Raw genomic sequence first — 20443 nt, 5'->3', positions numbered from 1 at the left:
GAAAAAGGCCCCCGAAACGGAGTTCCGGAAGCCCTTCTCTAGTTGTTTGGCGACACTGAGAATCACACTTCCGCGAATCGCAGTCAAGAGTCACGTCGCGATTTTTTCGCCGTTTCGGCGAGCAGATTTCCTTTGCCCGCATGAGGGCAAGACATGGAACCACACACACCGACGACGCCCTTCGGGCGGCGATCGCTGACGCTCGCCCATGTGGCAACGCAGATCGCCGCATCGTCGCGGCCGCCTGAGAAGGTCGTACACAAGTGGAAGATCTTCCAGGCGATCTGCCGGGCGCGGCCGATCCTCGGCGTGACGGAGCGCGCGCTCTCGGTCTTGAACGCGCTTCTCACGTTCCATCCCGAGACCGCGCTGACGGGTGAGGACGACCTCGTCGTCTTCCCGTCAAACCAACTCCTGTCTCTTCGCGCCCACGGAATGCCCGCGTCGACGCTGCGACGCCACCTCGCGGTGCTGGTCGACGCAGGATTGATCGTTCGCCGTGACAGTCCCAACGGCAAGCGCTACGCGCGCAAGGGCGCATCGGGCGAGATCGAGCTGGCGTTCGGCTTCGACCTCTCGCCGCTCGTGGTCCGCTCCGAGGAGTTCGAGAGCCTGGCGGCGGCCGTGGAGGCCGAAGCGCGCGCGATCAAGCTTGCACGCGAGCGCATCACACTGTGCCGACGCGACATCGCCAAGATGATCGCGACGGGCATCGAGGAGGGCGTCCCGACACGCAGGGGAGGGCAGGGGCCTGCGGACTGGGCCGAGGTCCACGCCGGCTTCCGCTCGATCGTCGAGGGGATTCCGCGAACGGCGACGCGTGCCCAGCTCGAGGCGGCGGCCGAGGAGCTCTCGCAGCTGGCCGACGACGTTCTCAACTTGCTGGAAAGCCATGTCAAAACACAAGATATGAGCGCCAATGAGTCCCGAAGTGAGCGCCATATACAGAATTCAAATCCAGACCCCTTAATTGATCTTGAACCTGGCTTACGAGGAAGCCGGGCGGCGAGGGCGGTGCCAGAACCTGAAACGCCGAGGGTTGCCGAGACGGCCTATCCGCTTGGGTTGGTGATGAAGGCTTGCCCTGACATCGCCGACTACGCCAAGGCGGGATTTCGAACTGGCGGGACCTGCTGGCGACGGCGGCCGTGGTGCGGTCGATGCTCGGGATCAGCCCCAGCGCCTGGGAGGAGGCGCAAGCCGTGATGGGCGAAATGCAGGCCGCCGTGGTGGTGGCGTGCATCCTGCAGCGCGGCGCGGCCATCCGATCGGCCGGCGGCTATTTGCGCGGCCTGACCGAGAAGGCGAGGGTGGGCGAGTTCTCGCTCGGGCCGATCCTGATGTCGCAAGTCAACGCGCAGCTGCGCACCAAGCGGTCGGCGTGACGGCCGCGGCGGTCTTGGGGAGGCATGCGCCCGTCGCCGGCGGGTCGCTTCGAGGTTCGCGGCGGCGAGGCCGGAATCCCGCGGGCCGGGTTCCGTTCGGATTCCGCTCGAGCCGTTTGCGCTGTTGTTCTGCCGTTCGGCCAGGGCGCGCGGCCTGTTCACCGCTGGTGTTCGATCCGTTCAGCGGCCGACTGTTGCGATCGTCCACAAATCCAGCGAGGCCCTTTCTCGCGGGCCGACTTCCTTGGTGAATTGGCATCGACAACGCGGATCTCGCCGCCGAATTTTGGCCCGGCGTGGGGCGATGACGGCACAGCGACGATTGCTCGCCTCTCCCTGTCGGGCAGCGCTCCTGGTTGCATGGCTGGATTCCTATGGCCGTCGCCGGCACGGCGGCCCCTGCGCCCGAGAATTTTCCCCTGCCGCCACCCGCAAGCGGGGCCCGTCGGCATTCCTCGCGCACGCGCCTTCGGCGCCAAAATTCACGGGCTGACGGGGCGCAGCGCTGCGCTCGCCCTCCGCCCGCGTCTCGCGGGCTCCGGCTCTGTGCCGACATCCTGGCCATGACGGATCGCCATCGCAACGGGGCGCAGCCCCACAAGATGGAGAGAGACTATGCGCAACATCGCCGAATTCACCCTCATCGGCCGCGTCGGGACCATCAAGCAGGTTGGCAAGACAGTCCGCGTCACCGTCTGCGCCAACTACCCCTTCAAGGACAAGGGCGGCGAGTGGAAGGACGACCAGCACTGGAACGAGGTGACGATCTTCACCAAGTCGATCCAGGACTACGTGAACGAGCACGTCAGCAAGGGCGACCTGGTGCACGTGCGCGGCCGGGTGCGGCAGAACAGCTACGAGCGCGACGGCCAGCGGATCTACACCGTCGACCTGATCGGCCTCGAGTTCGGTCGGCTCGCCCAGGCCGCGGAGCGCTCGGCCGCCTAGGCCGGCGACGGGGAGGCGCGAGCCTCCCCATTCGTTCTCCGCGCATCAGGACGGCAGCTTCCGGGATCGCGTCTGTCGCGCCAGCGCGCGATCGGCGCGGTTCTTCTTGGTGATTGCCGACATCAGCTCGTCGTAGTTGACGCCGCTCTTCTTCAGGGCGCGGCGCGCGTCGGCGACGTCGAAGCCCAACAGCTCGAACACGCTCATGTTGAGGCTCGACGCGATGCGCTCGATCGTCCGGATCGTCGGATTCCCGATGCCGCGCACCATCGTGTAGTAGGTGTGGCGGGCGAGCCCCGTCTTGGCCAGGAACGCCTCCGCGCCGCCGTTCTCGATCTCGAGTTGCTGCATCCGAATCGCCAGCATCTCGTTCAGGACCGAGTGATCGAGAGACTGGGGCTTTCGGACGGGCGACATCTCGGCCGGCTCTGCTACGCGTTGGGCTTGCCCCAGCATCACCACACCTCTTTGTCAAAGTCTAGAATATTGGACATTGACCAGACGAATTTCTTGTTGAGGCGACTCGACTTAGCGCGCGCCGACGCTGAATCGGCGCGTGCTTTGGCCGGCCCTGCCTAGGAAGGCGATCGGCTCGACGCCGGCGCGCTCGGCGATCAGCTCGATGTAGTCGAGGCTCGGGTTGGCCGCCTCGGTCATCAGGTGGAAGTAGCTCGAGCGAGGAATGCCGAGACGCTCCGCGAACGCGCAGCGCGTCAGGCCCATTTCCTTGCGCAGGCGCTCGAGCGCGTCCTGGAAGGCGACGAGCAGCGTGTTGCCGCGGGCCGCGTGGGCGGCCTTCCGGCCGGAGACCTTCGTGTTCATCGAGTCAATCGTGTCCCTCGCTGATCCGAGATGGACGCTCCCGCGCGTGTAACTCACACGTTGGACTGCCGTCTAACATTCAATATAATAGACGGATTCGATTCAACAACAGGAGCGCGCTCGGACAAAGAAAAACCCGGCAGAGCCGGGTCTCTCAAGAGGGTCAGCGGGCTGGCGACGCCAATCGCCAGCGGTGCCTCGTAAACGCTAGAGCATCCTAGCCCGCGCCACCCGACAGATCAAGAGACTCGCGCGTTTTCACGCCACGGTCTTTGTTTGCCACGCGCTCTCGCGCTGAGAGGACGCGAATGCAGATGCCTGGCCTCAATCCAACCGCCCCCTTCGGGCCGCGGCCGCTGTCCGCGACTGCGCTGCGCGCGCAGCGAGACGTCACGCTGTGCCCGGCCGGCAAGGCCGCACACAAGTGGAGGACGTTCCGCCACGTCTGCGAGGCGAGGGCCGAGCTCCGGCTCTCCGACCGATCGCTCACGGTGCTGAATGCGCTGCTGAGCTTCCACCCGGACACGGTTCTCACGCTCGGGTCGGACGACCTCGTCGTCTTCCCCTCCAACCGAGAGCTCTCGGTGCGGTCGCACGGCATCCCCGCGTCGACGCTTCGCAGGCACATCGCGGCCCTGGTCGACGCCGGGCTCATCCTTCGCCGCGACAGCCCCAACGGAAAGCGCTACGCCAGGCGCGCGCCGGGCGGCGGCATCGAGCAGGCGTTCGGGTTCGACCTCGGCCCGCTCGTGGCGAGCGCCGACGAGCTGGCTGACCGAGCCGCCCGCATCATCGAAGAGCGCCGCGCAGTGGACGCGCTCCGCGAGCAGATCACGCTTGCCCGCCGCGACATCGCGAAGATGTTGTCGTTCGGCGTCGAGCAGCACGTCGACGCCGACCTTCCGGCGCTTCACCGCGCGTACAGGGAACTGCTCGACAGCCGGCCGCGGGCCGCGCGCAGAGAGACGCTGGAGCCGCTCGCTGCCGCGTTGGCCGAGCTATCGAAACGGATCCTCCACATTCTGGAAAGCCACGTCGCGCCTGCAACGCATTGTGACGCTGGGACGGAGCCACAACGGCTGGCGGCTGAAGATCCGAACATTAGCGATACTCCCGGCGCTGAAGCTTCGCATGCCGATCGCCAAGACAGCGCCGCGTCGCCGGTCCCCGTCCGGCTCCTCGCCGAGACCTGCCCCGACTTCGTCGACTACGCCCGCCACGGCCTGCACACGGCGCGGGACGTCACCGACACCGCGGCGATCGTGCGCCCCTTGCTCGGCGTCAGCCCGAGCGCGTGGGACGACTCCTGCGCTGCGATGGGGCCGGGCCCGGCCAGCGTCACGCTCGCGCTCATCCTGCAACGCGGAAGCGCAATCAGGAATCCCGGCGGCTACCTGAGGACCCTGGCACGACGCGCCTCGGCCGGCCAGTTCTCGGTTTGGCCGATGCTGATGGCGCTCGGCGCCTCGCAACGTCGAAAAGACGCCCCCGCCGCACGAAAGCTATCCTCCCCTTCCTTCCCGGACGAAAGCGCGTAGGGGTCTTTGCCCCCGCGCGGTCGCTTTCCTAGCGCCGGCGGCTACAGTTCGTCGAGGGGCGGCAACCGTCCAAGGCGCCTGAGGAGGTCGTGGATCGCGCGGTCGACGATGCGCAAAGGCTGCGTGCGCTCCTCGGCGGCGACCTGGCGCAGCACCACGTCGATCGCCTCGGGCAGGCGCAGCGCGTAGGGCCGCGACGACGCGCGCTCGCCGTAGGCTTCGAACGGATTGCGACTGCGATCGCGCTGGGGGCGAGCGACTTTCTTCGAGTGGACGACATGCGTCGTCTCTGTTGGCGACGACTTCCTTTGCACGGGCGGCCCGGGCGCCACAGGGTCGTCGTAGGCCGGGGTGACGACCACAGGCTGGAGTACCGGCCTCTCCGCGGACGGTGCGCCGACGCGCTGCGCGCGAAACGCGTCGCGGGGCAGGGGCGGCCGGTCTGGCTTCTCGCTCGGCGCGGCGTCGCTCATGCGGCGGTCTCGTCGGTCGTCGCGCCCTGGCTCGCGGCGAGCAGCTCACGCACGACTTGGTCGGCGTTGTAGCGCGCCTTGCGCACGGACTCGTCCTTGTCGCTCATCTGGTAGAGCGTGCCGAAGCCGCTGGTCATGGTCCGGAAGGTCACGCGGCGGTAGAGCGCCGTCGCGCAGACTGGGACTTTCTCCGAGTCGAGGTAGGCGACGACCTCGCGCAGCGGGCGTGTGTTGCGGTCGAGGCTGTCGTACTCGTTGAACAGCACGCGGTGCTGGCTCATCGGCAGCTGCGCGGTGGCGGCGTGCTGCTCGAGGTTGCGGATCGTCCGCACGACCTGCGAGGCGTCGAACGTGTGGACCTTGCACGGGAGGACGACGAGGTCGGCGCGCAGCGCCGACTGGATCACGACCTCGCCGTAGTAGCCTGGCGTGTCGATGACGACGACGTCGTAGCCGGCGAGGCGCTCGACAGCCTGGACCAATGCCGCTTCGTCAGGAGCGCGGACGAGGTCGACGCCCTTCGGGCTCAGGCCGCGCGCGACGGACGACGCGTGCCACTGGTAGGAAGACCCCTGCGGGTCGGCGTCGACGATCGCGGCCGAGTAGCCGTGCTTGGCGAACTCGCCGGCGAGGATAATCGCGACGGTGGTCTTGCCACTGCCGCCTTTCGGGTTTGCGACGGCGAAGATGCTCGGCAAAGCGGCCTCCTTGGAGTGATGCAATCGAACATCTAACATACGTTATAATAGACATACCGCAATCCCGCGTTTCGTCATTCCGGCAGTGCGTGACTGCGTCGTTGCGGTGTTCCCGCATTGCGGTGCCTCGGCAACGCGTTACTGCGGGATTGCGGCAATGCGTGAAGGTGGCAACGCAGCACTACGACACTGCGGTTCTGCGGCATTGCGGTGTTAGCGTCATAGTTCATTGCGGCATTACCGCATTGCGTCACTGCCGGGTTGCGGTGATTGCGTCCCGAGGGTGCAGTCCGGTGAGCGGGTCTGGTTCTTCCGTCGTGGACGCTCTCCGTGAGTGACAGCCTTATAGTCGATTTATTAGATATTGGTTGACAAGATACCGGTTTGTGGGCCAAACCGGGTGACGACTGCTGGACGCAGCCGGAATGCGCTGACGCGCGATGGCGGCAGAGCCGCGCGAACGGGAAGGGAAGGGGAGCGCCGATGGCCCGCTCCGCCACAGCACCGCGACGCAAACCGAGGCTTCGAACCGAGCTGTCGGACGCCGACGAGGCGCGGCTGCAGGCGGCCGTCGTGCTCTTCGGCGTTCCCAAGGCCGAGGTGGTGCGTCGCCTCATTCGTGCGTCCGTGCAGGCCGGTCCGGCGCTGTCGACCGAGAACACGCGCGCCGTCGTCGAGCTCGCCCAGCAGGTCCGCATGGTCGGCCGCAACCTCTCGCAGGTCCTGCGCGCCATCCACCGCGGCCAGGCGGTGCGCATCGAGGACACCGAGCCGGTGTGGCGCGGGCTGCACGAGGTAATCGCCGCGATCAACGGCGAACTGACCGAGATGACCGTGGCCTACGGCTCGAAACTGCGGCGCCAGGCCGGGCTTCCGCTGCCGTCCGAGATCCCAGCCGAGGAGGCGCGATGAACCGCGCAGCCCAGATCGCCTGGTGGGTGGCGCAGGTCGAAGCGGCGCGGACAGCCGTCAGCGCGGCCGCCCAGTCGCGGCGACAGCCGAGATCGTTCGGCGGCCTCGATGAGGAGCCTCGAGCCCGCGCGGCGCGCGTCGCGCCGCTTGCCAAGGCGCCTCCGGCCCACGAGGTCATCCGCGGGCAGACGATCACCGGAGGCCGCGACGAGGAGCGGTCGCGCTCGCTGCCGGGATCGTCGGCGGGCGGAGGCGGCGGTGGAGCAACCTCACCACGTCCCCCTGCGCCGGCGCCGATCGCCGGCGGGCTCAGTGGGGGAGGGCAGGGCGCCGCCGGGCGCGCCCGCCAGCTCGCTTCCGGCTACCAGCCGGCTGTCGTCAAGGTGCTGTCCTGGGCCCACGGCACCGTCCGGGCCACGAAGACGGGCCAGTACGCGCAGCGCGAGGACGTGCCGCTCGAGACCCACGACGGGCGGATGCTGACGGACCGCGAGGCGGTCGCCGACGAGATCAAGGCGTGGTCCGTGAATTTCTCGAAGCGGGCGGAGAGCCAGGACGTCGGCGCCGTCCGCCTGAGCCTACGCGGCGTGAAGGACAACGAGGAAGGCCGCGATACCTACGAGAAGGCGATCGCGGCCGGCTTCGCCGGTCACCGCTACGCCTACCGGCTCGACACCACGGAGTCGGGCGAGCTCGAGGCGCGCCTGGTCGTCGCCTTGGCGGGGCCGGCGAAGGAGCGGTTCCGCGTCCGCGAGGAGCGGGTGGGGGACCGCGAGGGCGGCTTCGCCCGCAAGCGCTTCGACATGGCGTCGGAGGGCAAGATCAAGGACCGCATCCACGCGGCGACCGGCATCGACGCGGCGGCGATCGACGCGTCGCCCGGGATGACCAACCACGGCCGCAACGGCGCCACCTACCGGCTCAACAGGCTGGTCGAGCACGGCGCCGCCGTCGACGACAAGGGAAAGGAGATCGCCAATGTCGCCGACACCCGGATCGCGGCGCGCGAGTGGGGGCCGTCGCTGCGCTCGCAGTCGGTGCGCGACACGATGCACCTGATGCTGTCGGCGAAGGCGGGCACCGACGTCGAGGCGCTGCGTCGCGCGGCGCGGAGCTTCCTGCACGACCGCTTCGGCGACCACAAGTTCATGTTCGGCATCCACGTCGACAAGGAGGCGGCCGGCCACATCCACGTCCACGCCGTCATCGCCGCGAAAGGCGAGTCCGGCCAGAAACTGCACCCGGGGCCGGAGACGTTCCGCGAGTGGCGCACGGCCTACGCGCAGCACGCCCAGGCGGAGGGCCTGCGCATCGTCGCGACGTCGGCGCGGGAGAGGGCGTCCTCGCAGAGCTACGGCCCCAAGGACAAGGCCATCGTCGACGCTGCCGACCGGCCACGGCCGGCGCGCGAGGCAAGGGATCGCGCTTATGCCGCCGACCCAGCCAACCGCCGCCTCATCGACAACGCGCGCCAGCGCATCGCGGTCGCCCGGTCAAACCCGATCCGCCTGCCGATGTCGCCGCCGGCGCGCGCTGCGGTGAACGAAAGCGTGGTCGCGTGGCGCGCCGTGGCGGCCGAGCAGCCGGAGAACCCGCAGGCGAAGGACATGCTCGAGCGGCTGCTCCTGGCGCAGGCCGTCGGCGGGATCCTGCAGGCGATCGGGAAGCGTGTCGAACACCTGACGAAGGAGGATGTAGCGATGGCGATTACGTCGGAGCAGATGGCGAAGGACCTGCGTGTCATGAACGAGGCGGTGTCGCGGACAAGCGACCTGCTCGACGGCCAGACCAAGCAGCAGTTCCGCGAGACGTCGGCGAGATACCTGGAGACTCTCGCGAACAGGATCGACCTGCAGCGGGCGCAGGAGCGCGGCGTTGAGCAGCTCAGCCGGTCCGAGGTCGAGGCGATCGTCGGCGAGAACGCGGACAGGCTCGTGGCCCGCGCGCAAGAGGTCAGCGCACGGGAGCGGCGCGAGGCTGCCGCGGCCGAGCGCCTCGCCGACCGCGCGCTCAACGCGGAGCGGCGGCAGGAGGCCAACGCGGCGATGGATCCGAGGTCGCAGCGGGAGCTCCGGGCCGAGAGGGCGGTCGTCGCCGGTTCGCAGCAGTCGGCCGCACGGGAAGCCCGCGAAGCCGCGGCGGCCGCGGACGCAGCGCGCATGATCGCCGAACACCCCGGCCAGACCATCCCCAACGCCCTGGTGCAGACCGACGCGCTCGCGAAGCTGCGGGCGGAGCAGGAGCGCATCGTGCAGGAGCTGGAGGCGGCGAAAGGCGAGACGCAGTCGATCAAAGGCCAGCGGCAGCGTTGATCGCTCTCACGTCAGCGGATGATCTTCTGGCGGATAGCCTCGCCGATGAGGTGGGCCCGGTTCATGACGTCGAGCCTCTGCCGCGCTGACAGCAGGTGCTTTGCGACGGTCGGGGGAGAGATGCCGAGGATGACCGCAATCTCCCAGTCGGTCTTCCCCTCCGAGGCCCACAGGATGCACTCCCGCTCGCGAGGTGTCACAAGGCGCTCCAGGCTTCGCGGCTTGTGACGCAGGCGAAGGAGGTGGCCGACGGCGAAGTTCGCCGCGAAAGCGAGCTCGGCGAGGGCATCGGGATGGAAGTCGGCGTGGCTGGCGCCGAACGAAACCGCGGCCAAAACGCCTCCGACGAGTTGGATCGGAATGACGTAGCCCGTCCTCAGCCCGAACGACGCAGCCTCGCCACCGATGAGCTTCACGTCCTCGCGCCGCGTCGCCGCGGCGTAAGACTCGTCCCACGTGAACGGGCTCTGCTGGCGCTGGAGATGGCGCACGACCGGATCGCGCAGCGCGTAATTGTTTTCGTTGTACCGCTCGCCCCAACCCTCGGGGAATTGCTGGAAGAGGACGTGGGAGGGGATGTCACGGGGCCTTGCCGCCGGACTCGGGACACGGCCTGCGAACGCCCATTCGAAGCCCGAGGGAGCTGCCCGCTTGAGCAGGAGCCGCTGGACAGTCGCCTCGTCGTCGGAGTCCTCAATGGACTTTATGAAGTTCCAGGCTCTAGAAGTGACGCGCATTCCCCATCGATCCAACCGTCGTCAGCTTGAAGCGCTTCTTCGCAAGGCGAGTGGGTGCAGGGTCCTCCTTCAGTCGCACCGCCGCGTGCCGTGTCGGCTTTTCCGCTTTCGCGGCTCGAGAAAAAAGTGCCAGCGATGTTGGGCGGCGTCCGAGTGGCGGCCCCTGAAGAACGCTCTGTATCCGAGTTTGCAATGGTCACAGTCGCTAGCCGCTGCATTTGACGGAAAGTTGGTCGAACGCCTCGATGGCGTGCGCCGCGTACATCACGGACGGCCCTGCGCCCATGTAGACTGCCATCGCGAGGGTCTCGCTGATCTCCTCGCGGCTTGCGCCGGCCTTCACGGCGCCCTCCATGTGGTAGGCGATGCAGGGCTGGCAGCGGATCGCGACGCTGATCGCCAGCGCGATCAGCTCCTTGGGTTTGCTCTCCAGCGCGCCCCCGGCATGCGCCGCGCGCGCCATGTCTGAGAACGACTTCACGACGTCAGGCGTCGCCTGCCGGAATGTCTTGACGTCGCCGTTCATGTTGTCGATCAGGTCTTTCCAGTTCTCGATCATGGTCGTCTTCCTGTTGCCTCTGATTGAAAGTGGCGAGTGCGTGTTGCGTGATTTCGTCAAGCGCCTCAGTGCAGGAAGGCGCCGGCGCTGCGGTAGAGCACGTAGGCCGCGACGACGAAAATCAGGCCTGCGAAGATCCGGTTGAGCGTGTTCTTTCCTGACGACAGGCGATTGGCGAGGAGCATGCCGAGGATGCCACCGATGACGCCGCCGGCGATGAACTCGAAGGCGATCGGCCAGTCGACGAGCCCCGACGCCGCGTAGTTCAAGGCCGTCGCCAGGCCGAAGCTGCCGACGGCGAGGAGCGAGGAGCCGATGGCGTTGATCATCGGCATGCCGGTGGCGAGGATCAGCGCCGGCACGATCAGGAAGCCGCCGCCGATGCCGAAGAAGCCGGAGGCAATTCCTGCGACGAAGGCGATCGCGGCGGTGACCAGGCAGGTGTGCAGATTGGCCGGCCGCTCGGGCGCCGCGGCCTCCCGTCTCGGCCGGAGCATCAGCGCGCCGACGACGAGCATGAGGAGGCCAAAGAGGAAGAGAAGGCGCTGGCCGTCGACCAGCTTGCCCAGTGTCGAGCCGGCGAGCGCACCGAGCGTCCCGACGGCGGCGAACACGATCGCGCAGCGCCAGCGGACGTTGCCGCTCCGCGCATGGCCGACGAGGTTCGCGAAGGCGTTGACCGAGACGGCGAGCGCGCTGGTGCCGATCGCGATGTGCGGCTGCGCCACGCCGACGACATAAAGCAGAAGCGGTGTCGCCAAGATCGATCCGCCGCCACCGATCAGGCCGAGCGAGAAGCCGACCAGTCCGCCGGACAGAAGCGCCGGTCCGAGAGAATATAGCATCCGGGCTATCCTCTCGTTGCTGCGAAACGATCGTGGACGACCATCCCGACGAGCATGGCGACGACGAAGACCACGGCTGGCGTGAGCCCGAGCGAGAGCGAGGCGACGGCGGGACCGGGGCAGAACCCGACGAGTCCCCATCCGACGCCGAAGAGCGCCGAGCCGACGACGAGGGAGCGATCGATTTGTGTCTTGGCCGGAAGATGGAGCCGGCTCTCGAGCAGCGGCTTGTCGAGGGCGAAGGCAAGCCTGTAGCCGAGGAAAGCAACCAGGACGCCGGAGCCGAGGACGAAGACCAGGCTCGGGTCCCAGGCGCCGGCGACGTCGAGGAAGGCCTGGACCTTCGCCGGATTGAGCATCCCGGAGATCGCGAGACCGAGGCCGAACAGGAGGCCGGCGGCGAGCGCCGCGAGGAAACGCAGCGCCGTCGTCATCGCCAGCCCCCAAACCGCATCGCCAGCACGATCAGGATCGCGGTCCCGAGGAAAATCGACACCGCGGCGAGCGACCGGGGTGACAGACGTGCGAGCCCCGCGATGCCGTGCCCGGAGGTGCAGCCCGAGCCCATGCGCGTGCCGAAGCCGACCAGGAGGCCGGCGACGACGAGCACCGGCCAGGCGGCCGAGATTTGCACCAGTGGTTCTCTGCCGAACAGCAAGAAATAAACGAGCGGACCGAGCAGAAGGCCAGCGACAAAGGCGATGTCCTGCCCGAAGCGCTCGCTGTTCCTGCCGAGGATACCGCCGACGATGCCGCTGATGCCGGCGATGCGGCCGTTCAGCAGCATGAGGAGGCTGGCGGAGAGGCCAATCAGCGCGCCGCCGGCGGTCGCAGCAAGATAAGCCTGCATCACCAGGCCGCCGCCGGCAAAGCATTCAGCGGGATCTTCAGGTAGCGCCTGCCGTTGCTCTCCGGCGCGGGAAGCCGGCCGCCGTCGATGTTCACCTGCAGCGCCGAGAGGATCAGCTTTGGCATCGGCAGCGTGGCGTCGCGCGCCTCGCGCAGGGCGATGAAGCTCGCTTCGGTCTGGCCGGCGACGTGGGGATTGGAGCGCTTCTGCTCGCCGACGGTGCTCTCCCACAAGGGCTCGCGGCCGCCCGGCTGGTAATCGTGGCCGGTGAAGACGCGCGTCGCGTCGGGCAATGCAAGAATGTCCTGGATGGACTTCCAGAGGATTTTCGCGCTGCCGCCGGGGAAGTCGGCGCGCGCGGTGCCGGAATCCGGCATGAACAGCGTGTCGTGGACGAAGGCGGCATCGCTGACCACATAGCTGACCGAAGCACATGTGTGCCCCGGCGAGAACATCACCCTCGCGTCGATCGAGCCGACCTTGAAGGTGTCGCCGTCGTTAAAGAGCCGATCCCACTGCCGCCCGTCGGCGGGAAAATCCGGCCAGTTGTAGATGTCCTTCCAGAGCGCCTGCACGTCGACGACATGTACGCCGGTCGCGGTCGGGGCCCCGGTTTTATCCTTAAGATATTCGGCAGCCGAGAAGTGGTCGGCGTGCGGGTGGGTGTCGAGGATCCACTCGAGCTTAAGGCCTTCGCTGGCGATGTAGGCGAGGATCGCGTCGGCCTGCTCGGTCTTCGTCGCGCCCGACTTCTCGTCGTAGTCGAGCACGGGATCGATGACGGCGCATTTTTGCGTCGCCGGATCGCTGACGACGTACTGGATGCTGCCGGTGCGCGCCTCGTAGAAGCCTTTCACCTGAGGCTTCGCCTGCTCCCGGCGCACAGGGCGGTTCGCGGCGAGCCATGTCCGGGCGGCCTCCAGCTTGATGCCGATTTGGGTCGCCGTGGCGATCAGCTTGTCGTTGCTGAACCCCGCCACGTCGGCGTCGCCGGCGAGAATCCACATGTAGAAGGCCCGCGCGCCGGAGCGGCAGTGCGCGATGACCGGGCCGTCGGATGCGACGATCGCCTCGGCGAAGCGCCGCACGTCATCCTTGGTCATCGACGTGCTGGTGACGGGGATGTGGACGTAAGAGAGGCCGGCCGCCTTGGCCGCCGCGGCCTCCGCCTCCGTGCCCGGCTGCGCGGCGTCTTCCCCGTCGGGCCGGTTGTTGATGACGGTCCTGAAACCGAGGCGCTTCAGTTCCGAAAAATCCCCGGGCAGGAGCTGCCCCGCGACCGAAAACTTCTCCGTGACGGGAATGGGTTTCATGGAACAGCTCCTTGACGCTCGCCGTTATCGATTACATAGTTACGTATAATTAGATATGAAAATCTGCAAGTCTGCAAGTCTGCAAGTAGGAGGAGCGTCGTGGAAGCTGCGGCCCAGAAGCACATCGCAGCCGTGCCCGACCTGAAGCACGGGGTGGTCATCGTCGGCGGCGGCGCGGCCGGGATCACCGTCGCGGCCGAGCTGATGCGGCGTGACGCCCGCCTCGACATCGCGATCGTCGAGCCGGCGGAGACCCACTCCTACCAGCCGGGCTGGACGCTGGTCGGCGCGGGCGTGTTCAGTCGCCGGCAGACCGCGCGCGAGGAGCGCGCGCTGATCCCGAGCGGCGTGGCATGGATCAAGGCCGCGGTCAGCGCCTTCGATCCCGACAACAACCTCGTGCGGCTGAGCGACGGCCGCGCCGTCGGATACGACTACCTTGTCGCCTGCCCGGGCTTGAAGATCGACTGGGACGCGATCGCGGGGCTGAATGAGACACTCGGCCACAATGGCGTGTGCAGCAACTACCGCGCCGACACCGCCGAATACACCTGGCGGCTGATCCGGGAATTTCAGGGCGGCACGGCGCTGTTCACCCAGCCGGCGATGCCGATCAAATGCGCCGGCGCGCCGCAGAAGATCATGTATATGATGGCCGACCACCTGAAGCGCAGAGGCAAACTCTCCGCCTCGACGCTGAAGTTCTGCCTCGCCGGAGACGCGCTGTTCGGCGTGTCGTTCTTCGTGCCGCCCCTGCAGAAGGCCGTCGACGGCTACGGCATCGAGGTCTGCTACCGCCACACGCTCAAGGCCGTCGACGGGCCGAAGAAGACCGCGCTGTTCGCGGTCGCCAACAAGGACGGCGCGACAAGCGAGGTGGCGATGCCGTTCGACATGGTCCATGTCGTGCCGCCGCAGACGGGTTTGGACGTCGTGAGCGAGAGCCCGCTTGCCAACGCGGCGGGCTGGATCGAGGTCGACCAGGCGACGCTGCGGCACGTGCGCTACCCTAACGTCTTCTCGCTCGGCGATGCCGCCTCGACCTCGAACGCCAAGACGGCGGCGGCGGTACGGTTGCAGGCGCCGGTCGCGGTCGCAAACCTGCAGGCGGCGATGGCCGGCAAGCCAATGCCGAAGGCCTATGACGGCTACGGCTCCTGTCCGCTGACGGTGGCGCTCGGCAAGATCGTGCTGGCGGAATTCGCTTATGGCGGCAAGGTGACGCCGAGTTTCCCCTTCGACCCGCGCGTGCCGCGCCGAAGCATGTGGTACCTCAAGACCAAGTTCCTGCCCTGGCTCTACTGGTCGCACATGCTGAAGGGCGGGACGATCGACATCAAACATCGGGAGCGCGGCTGGTGAGAGGGCACCCGGCTCTCGACCACCGCTTCCTTAAGGCTGGCTTAAGCTTCGAGGCGCCCCGCAGATTTGTGCCTCGAAGCGAAGCGAGTTCCCGTTTGAAGCAACCCCACCGCCAGCACCTCGCCTGTGCCGCCGTGCTCGCCGCCGGGCTCCTGGCCTCGCCGGCGGCGGCGCAGGACGGCGCCGCGATCGCGGCGAACGGAGTTTCCGGCGCGCCAGCCTGCGCCTCCTGCCACGGCGCGCACGGCGAGGGCAACGCGGAGAGCGGCTTTCCCCGGCTGGCCGGCCTCGACGCCGCCTACCTCGTGCACCAGCTTGCATCCTTCGTCGACGGCACGCGCAAGAACGACACCATGCAACCCATCGCCAAGGCCTTGACGCCGGAGCAGCGCGAAGCGGTCGCCGAATTCTACGCCGGCCAGCAGGTCGCGGACGCGACTGCTGAGAAACCGGACGCCAAACTTCTCGCGCGCGGCGCCGCGCTCGCAACCACCGGCGACTGGTCGCACGGCGTCCCCGGTTGCAGCCAATGCCATGGCCCGGCCGGCCAAGGCGTTGGGACCGCCTTTCCGCGCCTCGCCGGCCAAGGAGCGATTTATATCGAGAACGAGATCGCGGCCTGGAAGGACGGCAAGCGCGGCAACGACCCGCTGCACCTGATGAGCGGCATCGCCCATAAGCTCAGCGATGACGACGTCAAGGCGGTCGCCGCCTACTACGCGAGCCTCCATGTCGCGTCGAAGGACAGCCCCATGACTGACACGCCCACCATCGATGCGAGGACATGGGTCGCGGGTGTGGTCTTCCTCGGCCTCGCCGGCTTCATCGGCTATTCGCTTCCGCATCACGCCGAGATGCAGTCGAGCACGGCCCCGGCAGCATCCGCAGCGAAGCCGGCGGCAAAACCGTCTGCAACAGTCCAGTTCACGCCCGTTCCCGAGGAAAAGCTGCCGACAGGCGAATTCGGCAAGATGGTCAAGCTCGGCGAAGCGATCTTCACCGACACGAAGGCGAACGCCGGCGCGTTCGTCGGCAACGACCTGCGCTGCGCGAGCTGTCATCTCGACCGCGGCCGGCTGGCGAACTCCGCGCCGTTCTGGGCGGCCTACCTCGTCTACCCGGCCTATCGCGCGAAGAACGGCCACGTGAACAGCTTCGCCGAGCGCATGCAGGGCTGCTTCCGCTTCAGCATGAACGGCAAGGCGCCACCGCTCGGCGACAAGGTCCTGGTCGCGCTCGAGAGCTATGCCTATGCGTTGGCCAAGGGCGCGCCGACCGGGGAGAAGGTTGCGGGGCAAGGCTATCCGAAGCTCGCGGAGCCCGCCAAGATCGATTACGCGCACGGCCAGCAAGTCTACGCGCAGCACTGCGCGCTCTGCCACGGCGCGGACGGCGAGGGCCAGAAGACCGCCGACGGCGCCGTCGTGTTCCCGCCGCTGTGGGGCGCGCGCTCCTACAATTGGGGCGCCGGCATGAGCTCGATCAACAATGCGGCCGGCTTCGTGAAGGCGAACATGCCGTTCAGCGAGGGCAATACGCTCAGCGATGCCGAGGCCTGGGACGTCGCGGCCTATATCGACAGCCACGAGCGGCCGCAGGACCCGAGGTTCAAGGACTCGGTCGCCGCGACGCGCAAGGCGCACCACGATTCGCCGCTCGACATGTACGGGCAGACCGTCAACGGCGCGACGCTCGGCGAGCACTCGCCGCCCGCGGGCACGGTCGGGGAGTGACCCATTCATATCATCGCCGTCCAGACGGCGAGCCATAAACGAAGACAGGGAGGTTGCCATGACGGACTTGAAGCGACGCCATATCATCCAGGCGGCGGGCGCCGTCGCGGCCGCCGGAATGCTCGGCCTGCCGGAAGCGGCCGCCGCGAAAGCCGCCGACGTCGCATCCGAGATTCCCGCGGACGGACGGCCATTGAAGGACCTCGCCGAAGCGCTCGCCAAGGCGCCGCGCCGCAGGGACTTCAAGACCGTGCCGATGATCCTGACCAAGCCGTCCGAGTGGGACGACGAGGCGCTGAGGCTCGTGGTCGACTACAAGTCGCCGCACAAGCAGGCTTGGGACAACACCGTGATCGGCGGCCCCTGGCTGAACCTGATGCGCAATTCCCTCAACGCGCAGATCTGGTCGTTCAGGCACCCCGATTTCCTGGTGGTGTCGGCGACGCACGGCTCCGCCCATTTGGCGCTGCTCGACCAGTCGATCTGGGACAAATACCAGCTGACCAGGCTCGCCGGCGACAAGTTCAAGACCAACACTCTCATCGTCGACGCCAAGGGAGCCACGGCGGACGCGGAGGACTTCGAGAACGCCGACGGCGTCTACTCGCCCGCCAACAACTCGATCCCCGCGCTGATAAAGCGCGGTGTCGTCTTCCTGTCGTGCCACAACGCCATCTGGGAAGAAGCCGCGGCCCTGATCAAGGCTGACGCCAACCCCGACAAGCTCACGCACGACCAGCTCGCTGCCGAGCTGACGAACCACCTCCTGCCGGGCGTCGTGCTGACGCCGGGCGCGGTCGGCACGCTGCCGGAGCTGCAGCGGGCCGGCTTCGCCTATGCAGCATAAGGGAGGGATGCCGATGCGAATTCTCATCCTGGCGACGGCCATCGCGTGCGCAGCGTTCGCAACCACCGTTTCCGCCGCGGACGGCTGGAACGGCAAGGCCCAGGCGCCAGGCTATCGCGGCGAGGTCTTCCCGCCGTGGCAGCACGGCACGAACAGCGACGTCGAGGACCGCGGCTTCGAGTTCACCGTGCCCGAAGTCAACAGCATAGCGGACTTCCACGGCGACATCTCGGACCCGAAACTCGTCCTCTACGTCGGCGGAAACTACTTCTTCGCCATGGCGCCCTTGGTCAAGGCGTTCGAGGCGGTACACCCCGAATACAAGGGAAAGATATTCTGGGAAACCATTCCGCCGGGCTTGCTGGTTCGGCAGATGGATGCCGACGGAAAGATTACGTCCGGCAATCTCACCTTCACGGCAAAAGCCGACGTCTATTTCGCTGGCCTGAAGAAGGTCCAAGACCTGATCTCGCAAGGCAGGCTCGATGGACCCGCCGTGCCCTATGTGACCAACGACCTCGCCATCATGGTCGCCAAGGGCAATCCGGGCCACATCACTGGGCTCAAGGACATGGGACGCGACGACGTCAGGTTAGCGATGCCCAATCCGGAATTCGAGGGCATTGCGCGGCAGATCAAGATGTCACTTGCCAAGGCCGGTGGAGACCAACTCGCAGAGAAGGTCTACGAGACGAAGGTGAAGGACGGGTCGACGATCCTCACCCACATCCACCATCGGCAGACGCCACTGTTTCTGATGCAAGGCGTTGCCGACGCCGGCGTCACGTGGAAGTCGGAGGCGATCTTCCAGGAGCAGGCTGGTCACCCGATCGAACACCTCGACATCCCCGCCGGCCAGAACACGACCGCGATCTACGCGGGGGCCGAGGTCCACAACGCGCCGCACCCGGACGCTGCAAAGGCATGGCTGTCGTTCATTCAGTCGGACGAAGCGTTCGCCGCGTTCGAGAAGTACGGTTTCAAGCGCTACAGCGGACAGTAGGCCGTGCATTCGGGATCGCACAGTGTCGGGTGCGCCCGCCTTCGGTGACGCGGCATTGCGCGCAATCGCCCTCGTCAGAAATGAGCTAAAAAATGGAATCTGCCCGATGAATGCGGTTGCCCTCGGCCCTTTTGTCTTCTCCGTCCACCAGGCCGCGGCGCTCGCCGGCGTGTTCGTCTTCATTGCCGTCACAGCGGTGTTGGCGTGGCGCGTTGACCCCGTGATCGGAAAGTGGTCGAGCTGGGCCCTGATCGCGGCGCTCCTCGCTGCGCGTGCCGGTCACGTCGCCCTGCACTGGGACAGCTTCGCCGCGGAGCCGTGGAGGGTGTTCGCATTCTGGCAGGGCGGCTTCCAGCCGATCGCCGGACTCGTCGGCGCCCTGCTCGTCAGCATTTTCTTTATCCGATCGGTCAAGGCAGGCGTCGCGGCCGCTGCAGCGATCGGCCTGAGTGTGCTCGTCGCGGTCGCCGTCACGCAATTGACCAGAGCCACGCTCGGCCAGGCCGCGCCGACCTTCGCCCTCGAGCAGATGCAGGGGCCGCCGCTCGCGATCAGCGCGATGGCCGGCAAGCCCGTCGTCGTCAACCTCTGGGCAAGCTGGTGTCCGCCGTGCCGGCGAGAGATGCCGCTGCTCGCCAAGGTCGCAGCGAGCCGCGACGACGTGGTCTTTCTCTTCGTCAACCAGGGCGAGGGGACGCAGGCGATCCGTTCGTACCTCGCGTCACAGCACCTCGAGCTTGGCCACGTCCTGCTCGACCAGTCGATGCAGGTGCCGCGCCACTACCGCACGGTGGGATTGCCGACGACACTGTTCCTGAGAGCCGACGGCACCCTCGCCGACATCCACGTCGGGGAGGTGTCGCCTGAAAGCCTCGATGCCGAAATCAGCAAGCTTATAGGTCCGACGTGAGGTGAACCTAGCTTCGGAGAGTCGGTCGCTTTTCCAACTTTTCCTTCTGAATTGTGCGCTTTGCACAGTCTCCGGGCCTCGGCAAATCGATTATACTGCCGGAAGCCGGTTGCGACCTTTAAGTTTGCCTTAAGCTCAGACGACCCTCGTCGCCGCCGGACAATCGAGGGCCGACCATGCGTTCAACGCGATCAGAAGGATTCGCCGGCACGATCCAGGCTGGGAAGGGTGCTCCCGTCGAATGCGCCGTCCGCCGCGGCGGCGCAACGCCAACGCGGCGTCAGCTCGTGGTCGGCGGCCTGGCGATGGCTGTCGCCGCGGGCGCGAGCAGTTCCGTGCGAGCGGCGTCTCTCGTTGTCAGAAGCATTCGCGTCGACGTTTCGAACATCGCTGACTACCGAAGCGGCCTGGCTCGCCTGGCGTCTCGCTACAAGACCGCGCTCGTCGACATCGGGGCGGAATGGTGCGAGGTCTGCTCGGTCATCAACCAGAGAATACTTCCCGACCCCGAGGTGCAGCGCGCCCTCGAACACGTCGCGCTCGTGGGCGTCGACGTGACCCAAACGAATCGGACCACGCGCGAACTCCTTCAATATCTCCACGCCGACGGGCCGCCGACGGTGTTCATCGTCGACACGGCGAACGGCCGCGAATTCGCCGGCACGCGGTCGGTCGGATCGTTCACCGCGGCCGACCTCCTGCGGCGGCTCCGGCCATTTGCACCAGCCTGACGCAGGTTGGCGGCAGGTTGCGGTGACGGCCGGTGCAAACCGTGTCGGACCGATCTTGCGATGGAAACCTCTTGTAACAAGATCGCGCATGAGCCGGGGACGAACTGCGCGACGCACGGCGGTGGATCCCGCGAAAGGCGCTGAATCTCGTGGCATGCCGAGCAGCCAGTGCAGGATGCCTTCTAGCCCAAAGGGCGCGCTTGGCGCCGCATGGACGAGCTTGTTCGCAAGATAGCCCCGCGACGTCGGGTCGATCGGAAAGTCGTGGAGTCTGCCATCACCGTCAATCTCGTATCTCTCAAAACCGGCGTGCATCCTCCCAGTGCGCGTTCTTTCGAGGACACTCCCAGTCCCTCCTCCGGAGGGCTGTGATCCAGATCAAACCGAGGTTAGATTGAATAGAAATCACTCCCGCCCGTCGCGTGGCCGCTCGGCCGAATGTACGAGGCCGGCGACCGCTCCGGC

The 20443-nt window shown here is 67.1% G+C and carries 20 protein-coding genes and 1 pseudogene; 11 read left to right on the top strand and 10 right to left on the bottom strand.

Annotation, left to right across the window (positions count from 1 at the left end; genetic code table 11):
• The first annotated feature begins 153 nt into the window (after positions 1–153).
• Positions 154–1385, top strand: a pseudogene (gene repC, locus CE453_RS01225) (plasmid replication protein RepC).
• Positions 1386–2000: 615 nt separating this feature from the next.
• Positions 2001–2333, top strand: a complete 333-nt coding sequence (locus tag CE453_RS01215; protein WP_089172946.1) for a single-stranded DNA-binding protein — start codon at positions 2001–2003, stop codon at positions 2331–2333.
• Positions 2334–2378: 45 nt separating this feature from the next.
• Here CE453_RS01215 and CE453_RS01210 read toward each other — a convergent pair whose 3' ends face one another.
• Both CE453_RS01210 and CE453_RS01205 read right to left on the bottom strand, forming a co-directional pair.
• A complete protein-coding gene (locus CE453_RS01210) occupies positions 2379–2684 on the bottom strand; it encodes an XRE family transcriptional regulator (RefSeq protein WP_248307734.1) in 306 nt (101 codons plus the stop codon).
• Between the two features lie 177 nt (positions 2685–2861).
• Positions 2862–3155, bottom strand: a complete 294-nt coding sequence (locus tag CE453_RS01205; RefSeq protein ID WP_089172944.1) for a helix-turn-helix domain-containing protein — start codon at positions 3153–3155, stop codon at positions 2862–2864.
• A 308-nt stretch (positions 3156–3463) separates the two neighbouring features.
• Between CE453_RS01205 and repC (CE453_RS01200) the strand changes: the two genes are divergently transcribed.
• Positions 3464–4693 (top strand): plasmid replication protein RepC, encoded by a 1230-nt coding sequence (gene repC / locus CE453_RS01200; RefSeq protein WP_089172943.1) that lies wholly within the window; start codon positions 3464–3466, stop codon positions 4691–4693.
• Between the two features lie 41 nt (positions 4694–4734).
• Here the strand turns inward: repC (CE453_RS01200) and CE453_RS01195 are convergent, their stop codons facing one another.
• The gene (locus CE453_RS01195) at positions 4735–5166 is read right to left on the bottom strand and encodes a hypothetical protein (RefSeq protein ID WP_089172942.1); all 432 of its coding nucleotides are present in this window, start codon (positions 5164–5166) and stop codon (positions 4735–4737) included.
• Complete coding sequence (locus CE453_RS01190; protein WP_089172941.1) at positions 5163–5864, bottom strand: ParA family protein; 702 nt, start codon at positions 5862–5864, stop codon at positions 5163–5165. Before CE453_RS01190 ends, CE453_RS01195 begins: the two co-directional genes overlap by 4 nt.
• Before the next feature lie 483 nt (positions 5865–6347).
• On the opposite strand from CE453_RS01190, the gene CE453_RS01185 reads away from it, so the two are divergent.
• The gene (locus tag CE453_RS01185; protein WP_089172940.1) at positions 6348–6776 is read left to right on the top strand and encodes a hypothetical protein; all 429 of its coding nucleotides are present in this window, start codon (positions 6348–6350) and stop codon (positions 6774–6776) included.
• Complete coding sequence (locus CE453_RS01180; RefSeq protein ID WP_089172939.1) at positions 6773–9088, top strand: relaxase/mobilization nuclease domain-containing protein; 2316 nt, start codon at positions 6773–6775, stop codon at positions 9086–9088. Before CE453_RS01185 ends, CE453_RS01180 begins: the two co-directional genes overlap by 4 nt.
• Before the next feature lie 11 nt (positions 9089–9099).
• Here the strand turns inward: CE453_RS01180 and CE453_RS01175 are convergent, their stop codons facing one another.
• The 6 genes from CE453_RS01175 to blh form a co-directional block, all read right to left on the bottom strand.
• Complete coding sequence (locus CE453_RS01175) at positions 9100–9825, bottom strand: helix-turn-helix transcriptional regulator (protein WP_089172938.1); 726 nt, start codon at positions 9823–9825, stop codon at positions 9100–9102.
• Positions 9826–10030: 205 nt separating this feature from the next.
• Entirely contained in the window at positions 10031–10384 is a 354-nt protein-coding gene (locus tag CE453_RS01170) for a carboxymuconolactone decarboxylase family protein (RefSeq protein WP_089172937.1), read from the bottom strand.
• A gap of 65 nt (positions 10385–10449) precedes the next feature.
• A complete protein-coding gene (locus CE453_RS01165) occupies positions 10450–11229 on the bottom strand; it encodes a sulfite exporter TauE/SafE family protein (protein ID WP_089172936.1) in 780 nt (259 codons plus the stop codon).
• A gap of 5 nt (positions 11230–11234) precedes the next feature.
• Positions 11235–11663: a YeeE/YedE family protein gene (locus tag CE453_RS01160; RefSeq protein WP_089172935.1), complete on the bottom strand. Its 429-nt coding sequence runs from the start codon at positions 11661–11663 to the stop codon at positions 11235–11237.
• Positions 11660–12079 carry a YeeE/YedE family protein gene (locus CE453_RS01155; protein WP_089172934.1) on the bottom strand — a complete coding sequence of 140 codons (420 nt, stop codon included), beginning with the start codon at positions 12077–12079 and terminating at the stop codon, positions 11660–11662. Before CE453_RS01155 ends, CE453_RS01160 begins: the two co-directional genes overlap by 4 nt.
• Entirely contained in the window at positions 12079–13392 is a 1314-nt protein-coding gene (blh, locus tag CE453_RS01150) for a bifunctional sulfur transferase/dioxygenase Blh (RefSeq protein ID WP_089172933.1), read from the bottom strand. Before blh ends, CE453_RS01155 begins: the two co-directional genes overlap by 1 nt.
• Positions 13393–13491: 99 nt before the next feature.
• On the opposite strand from blh, the gene CE453_RS01145 reads away from it, so the two are divergent.
• The 6 genes from CE453_RS01145 to CE453_RS01120 all read left to right on the top strand — a co-directional run bounded on the left by CE453_RS01145 (position 13492) and on the right by CE453_RS01120 (position 19978).
• A complete protein-coding gene (locus CE453_RS01145) occupies positions 13492–14754 on the top strand; it encodes an NAD(P)/FAD-dependent oxidoreductase (protein ID WP_248307733.1) in 1263 nt (420 codons plus the stop codon).
• A gap of 95 nt (positions 14755–14849) precedes the next feature.
• Positions 14850–16487: a c-type cytochrome gene (locus CE453_RS29535; protein WP_198302116.1), complete on the top strand. Its 1638-nt coding sequence runs from the start codon at positions 14850–14852 to the stop codon at positions 16485–16487.
• 58 nt (positions 16488–16545) lie between these two features.
• Positions 16546–17334, top strand: a complete 789-nt coding sequence (tetH, locus tag CE453_RS01135) for a thiosulfate dehydrogenase (protein WP_089172931.1) — start codon at positions 16546–16548, stop codon at positions 17332–17334.
• A 13-nt stretch (positions 17335–17347) separates the two neighbouring features.
• Positions 17348–18337, top strand: coding sequence for a substrate-binding domain-containing protein (locus CE453_RS01130; RefSeq protein WP_089173000.1), 990 nt, complete (start codon positions 17348–17350; stop codon positions 18335–18337).
• A 22-nt stretch (positions 18338–18359) separates the two neighbouring features.
• Positions 18360–19247, top strand: a complete 888-nt coding sequence (locus tag CE453_RS01125) for a TlpA disulfide reductase family protein (protein ID WP_248307732.1) — start codon at positions 18360–18362, stop codon at positions 19245–19247.
• A gap of 176 nt (positions 19248–19423) precedes the next feature.
• Positions 19424–19978: a thioredoxin family protein gene (locus CE453_RS01120; RefSeq protein ID WP_089172929.1), complete on the top strand. Its 555-nt coding sequence runs from the start codon at positions 19424–19426 to the stop codon at positions 19976–19978.
• Positions 19979–20443 lie beyond the last annotated feature (465 nt).

This window comes from Bosea sp. AS-1, from assembly GCF_002220095.1.
In the GTDB taxonomy this organism is placed as follows: Bacteria; Pseudomonadota; Alphaproteobacteria; order Rhizobiales; family Beijerinckiaceae; genus Allobosea.
The sequence above is the reverse complement of the archived record's forward strand: the minus strand, read 5'-3'. Positions and strand labels throughout refer to the sequence as shown.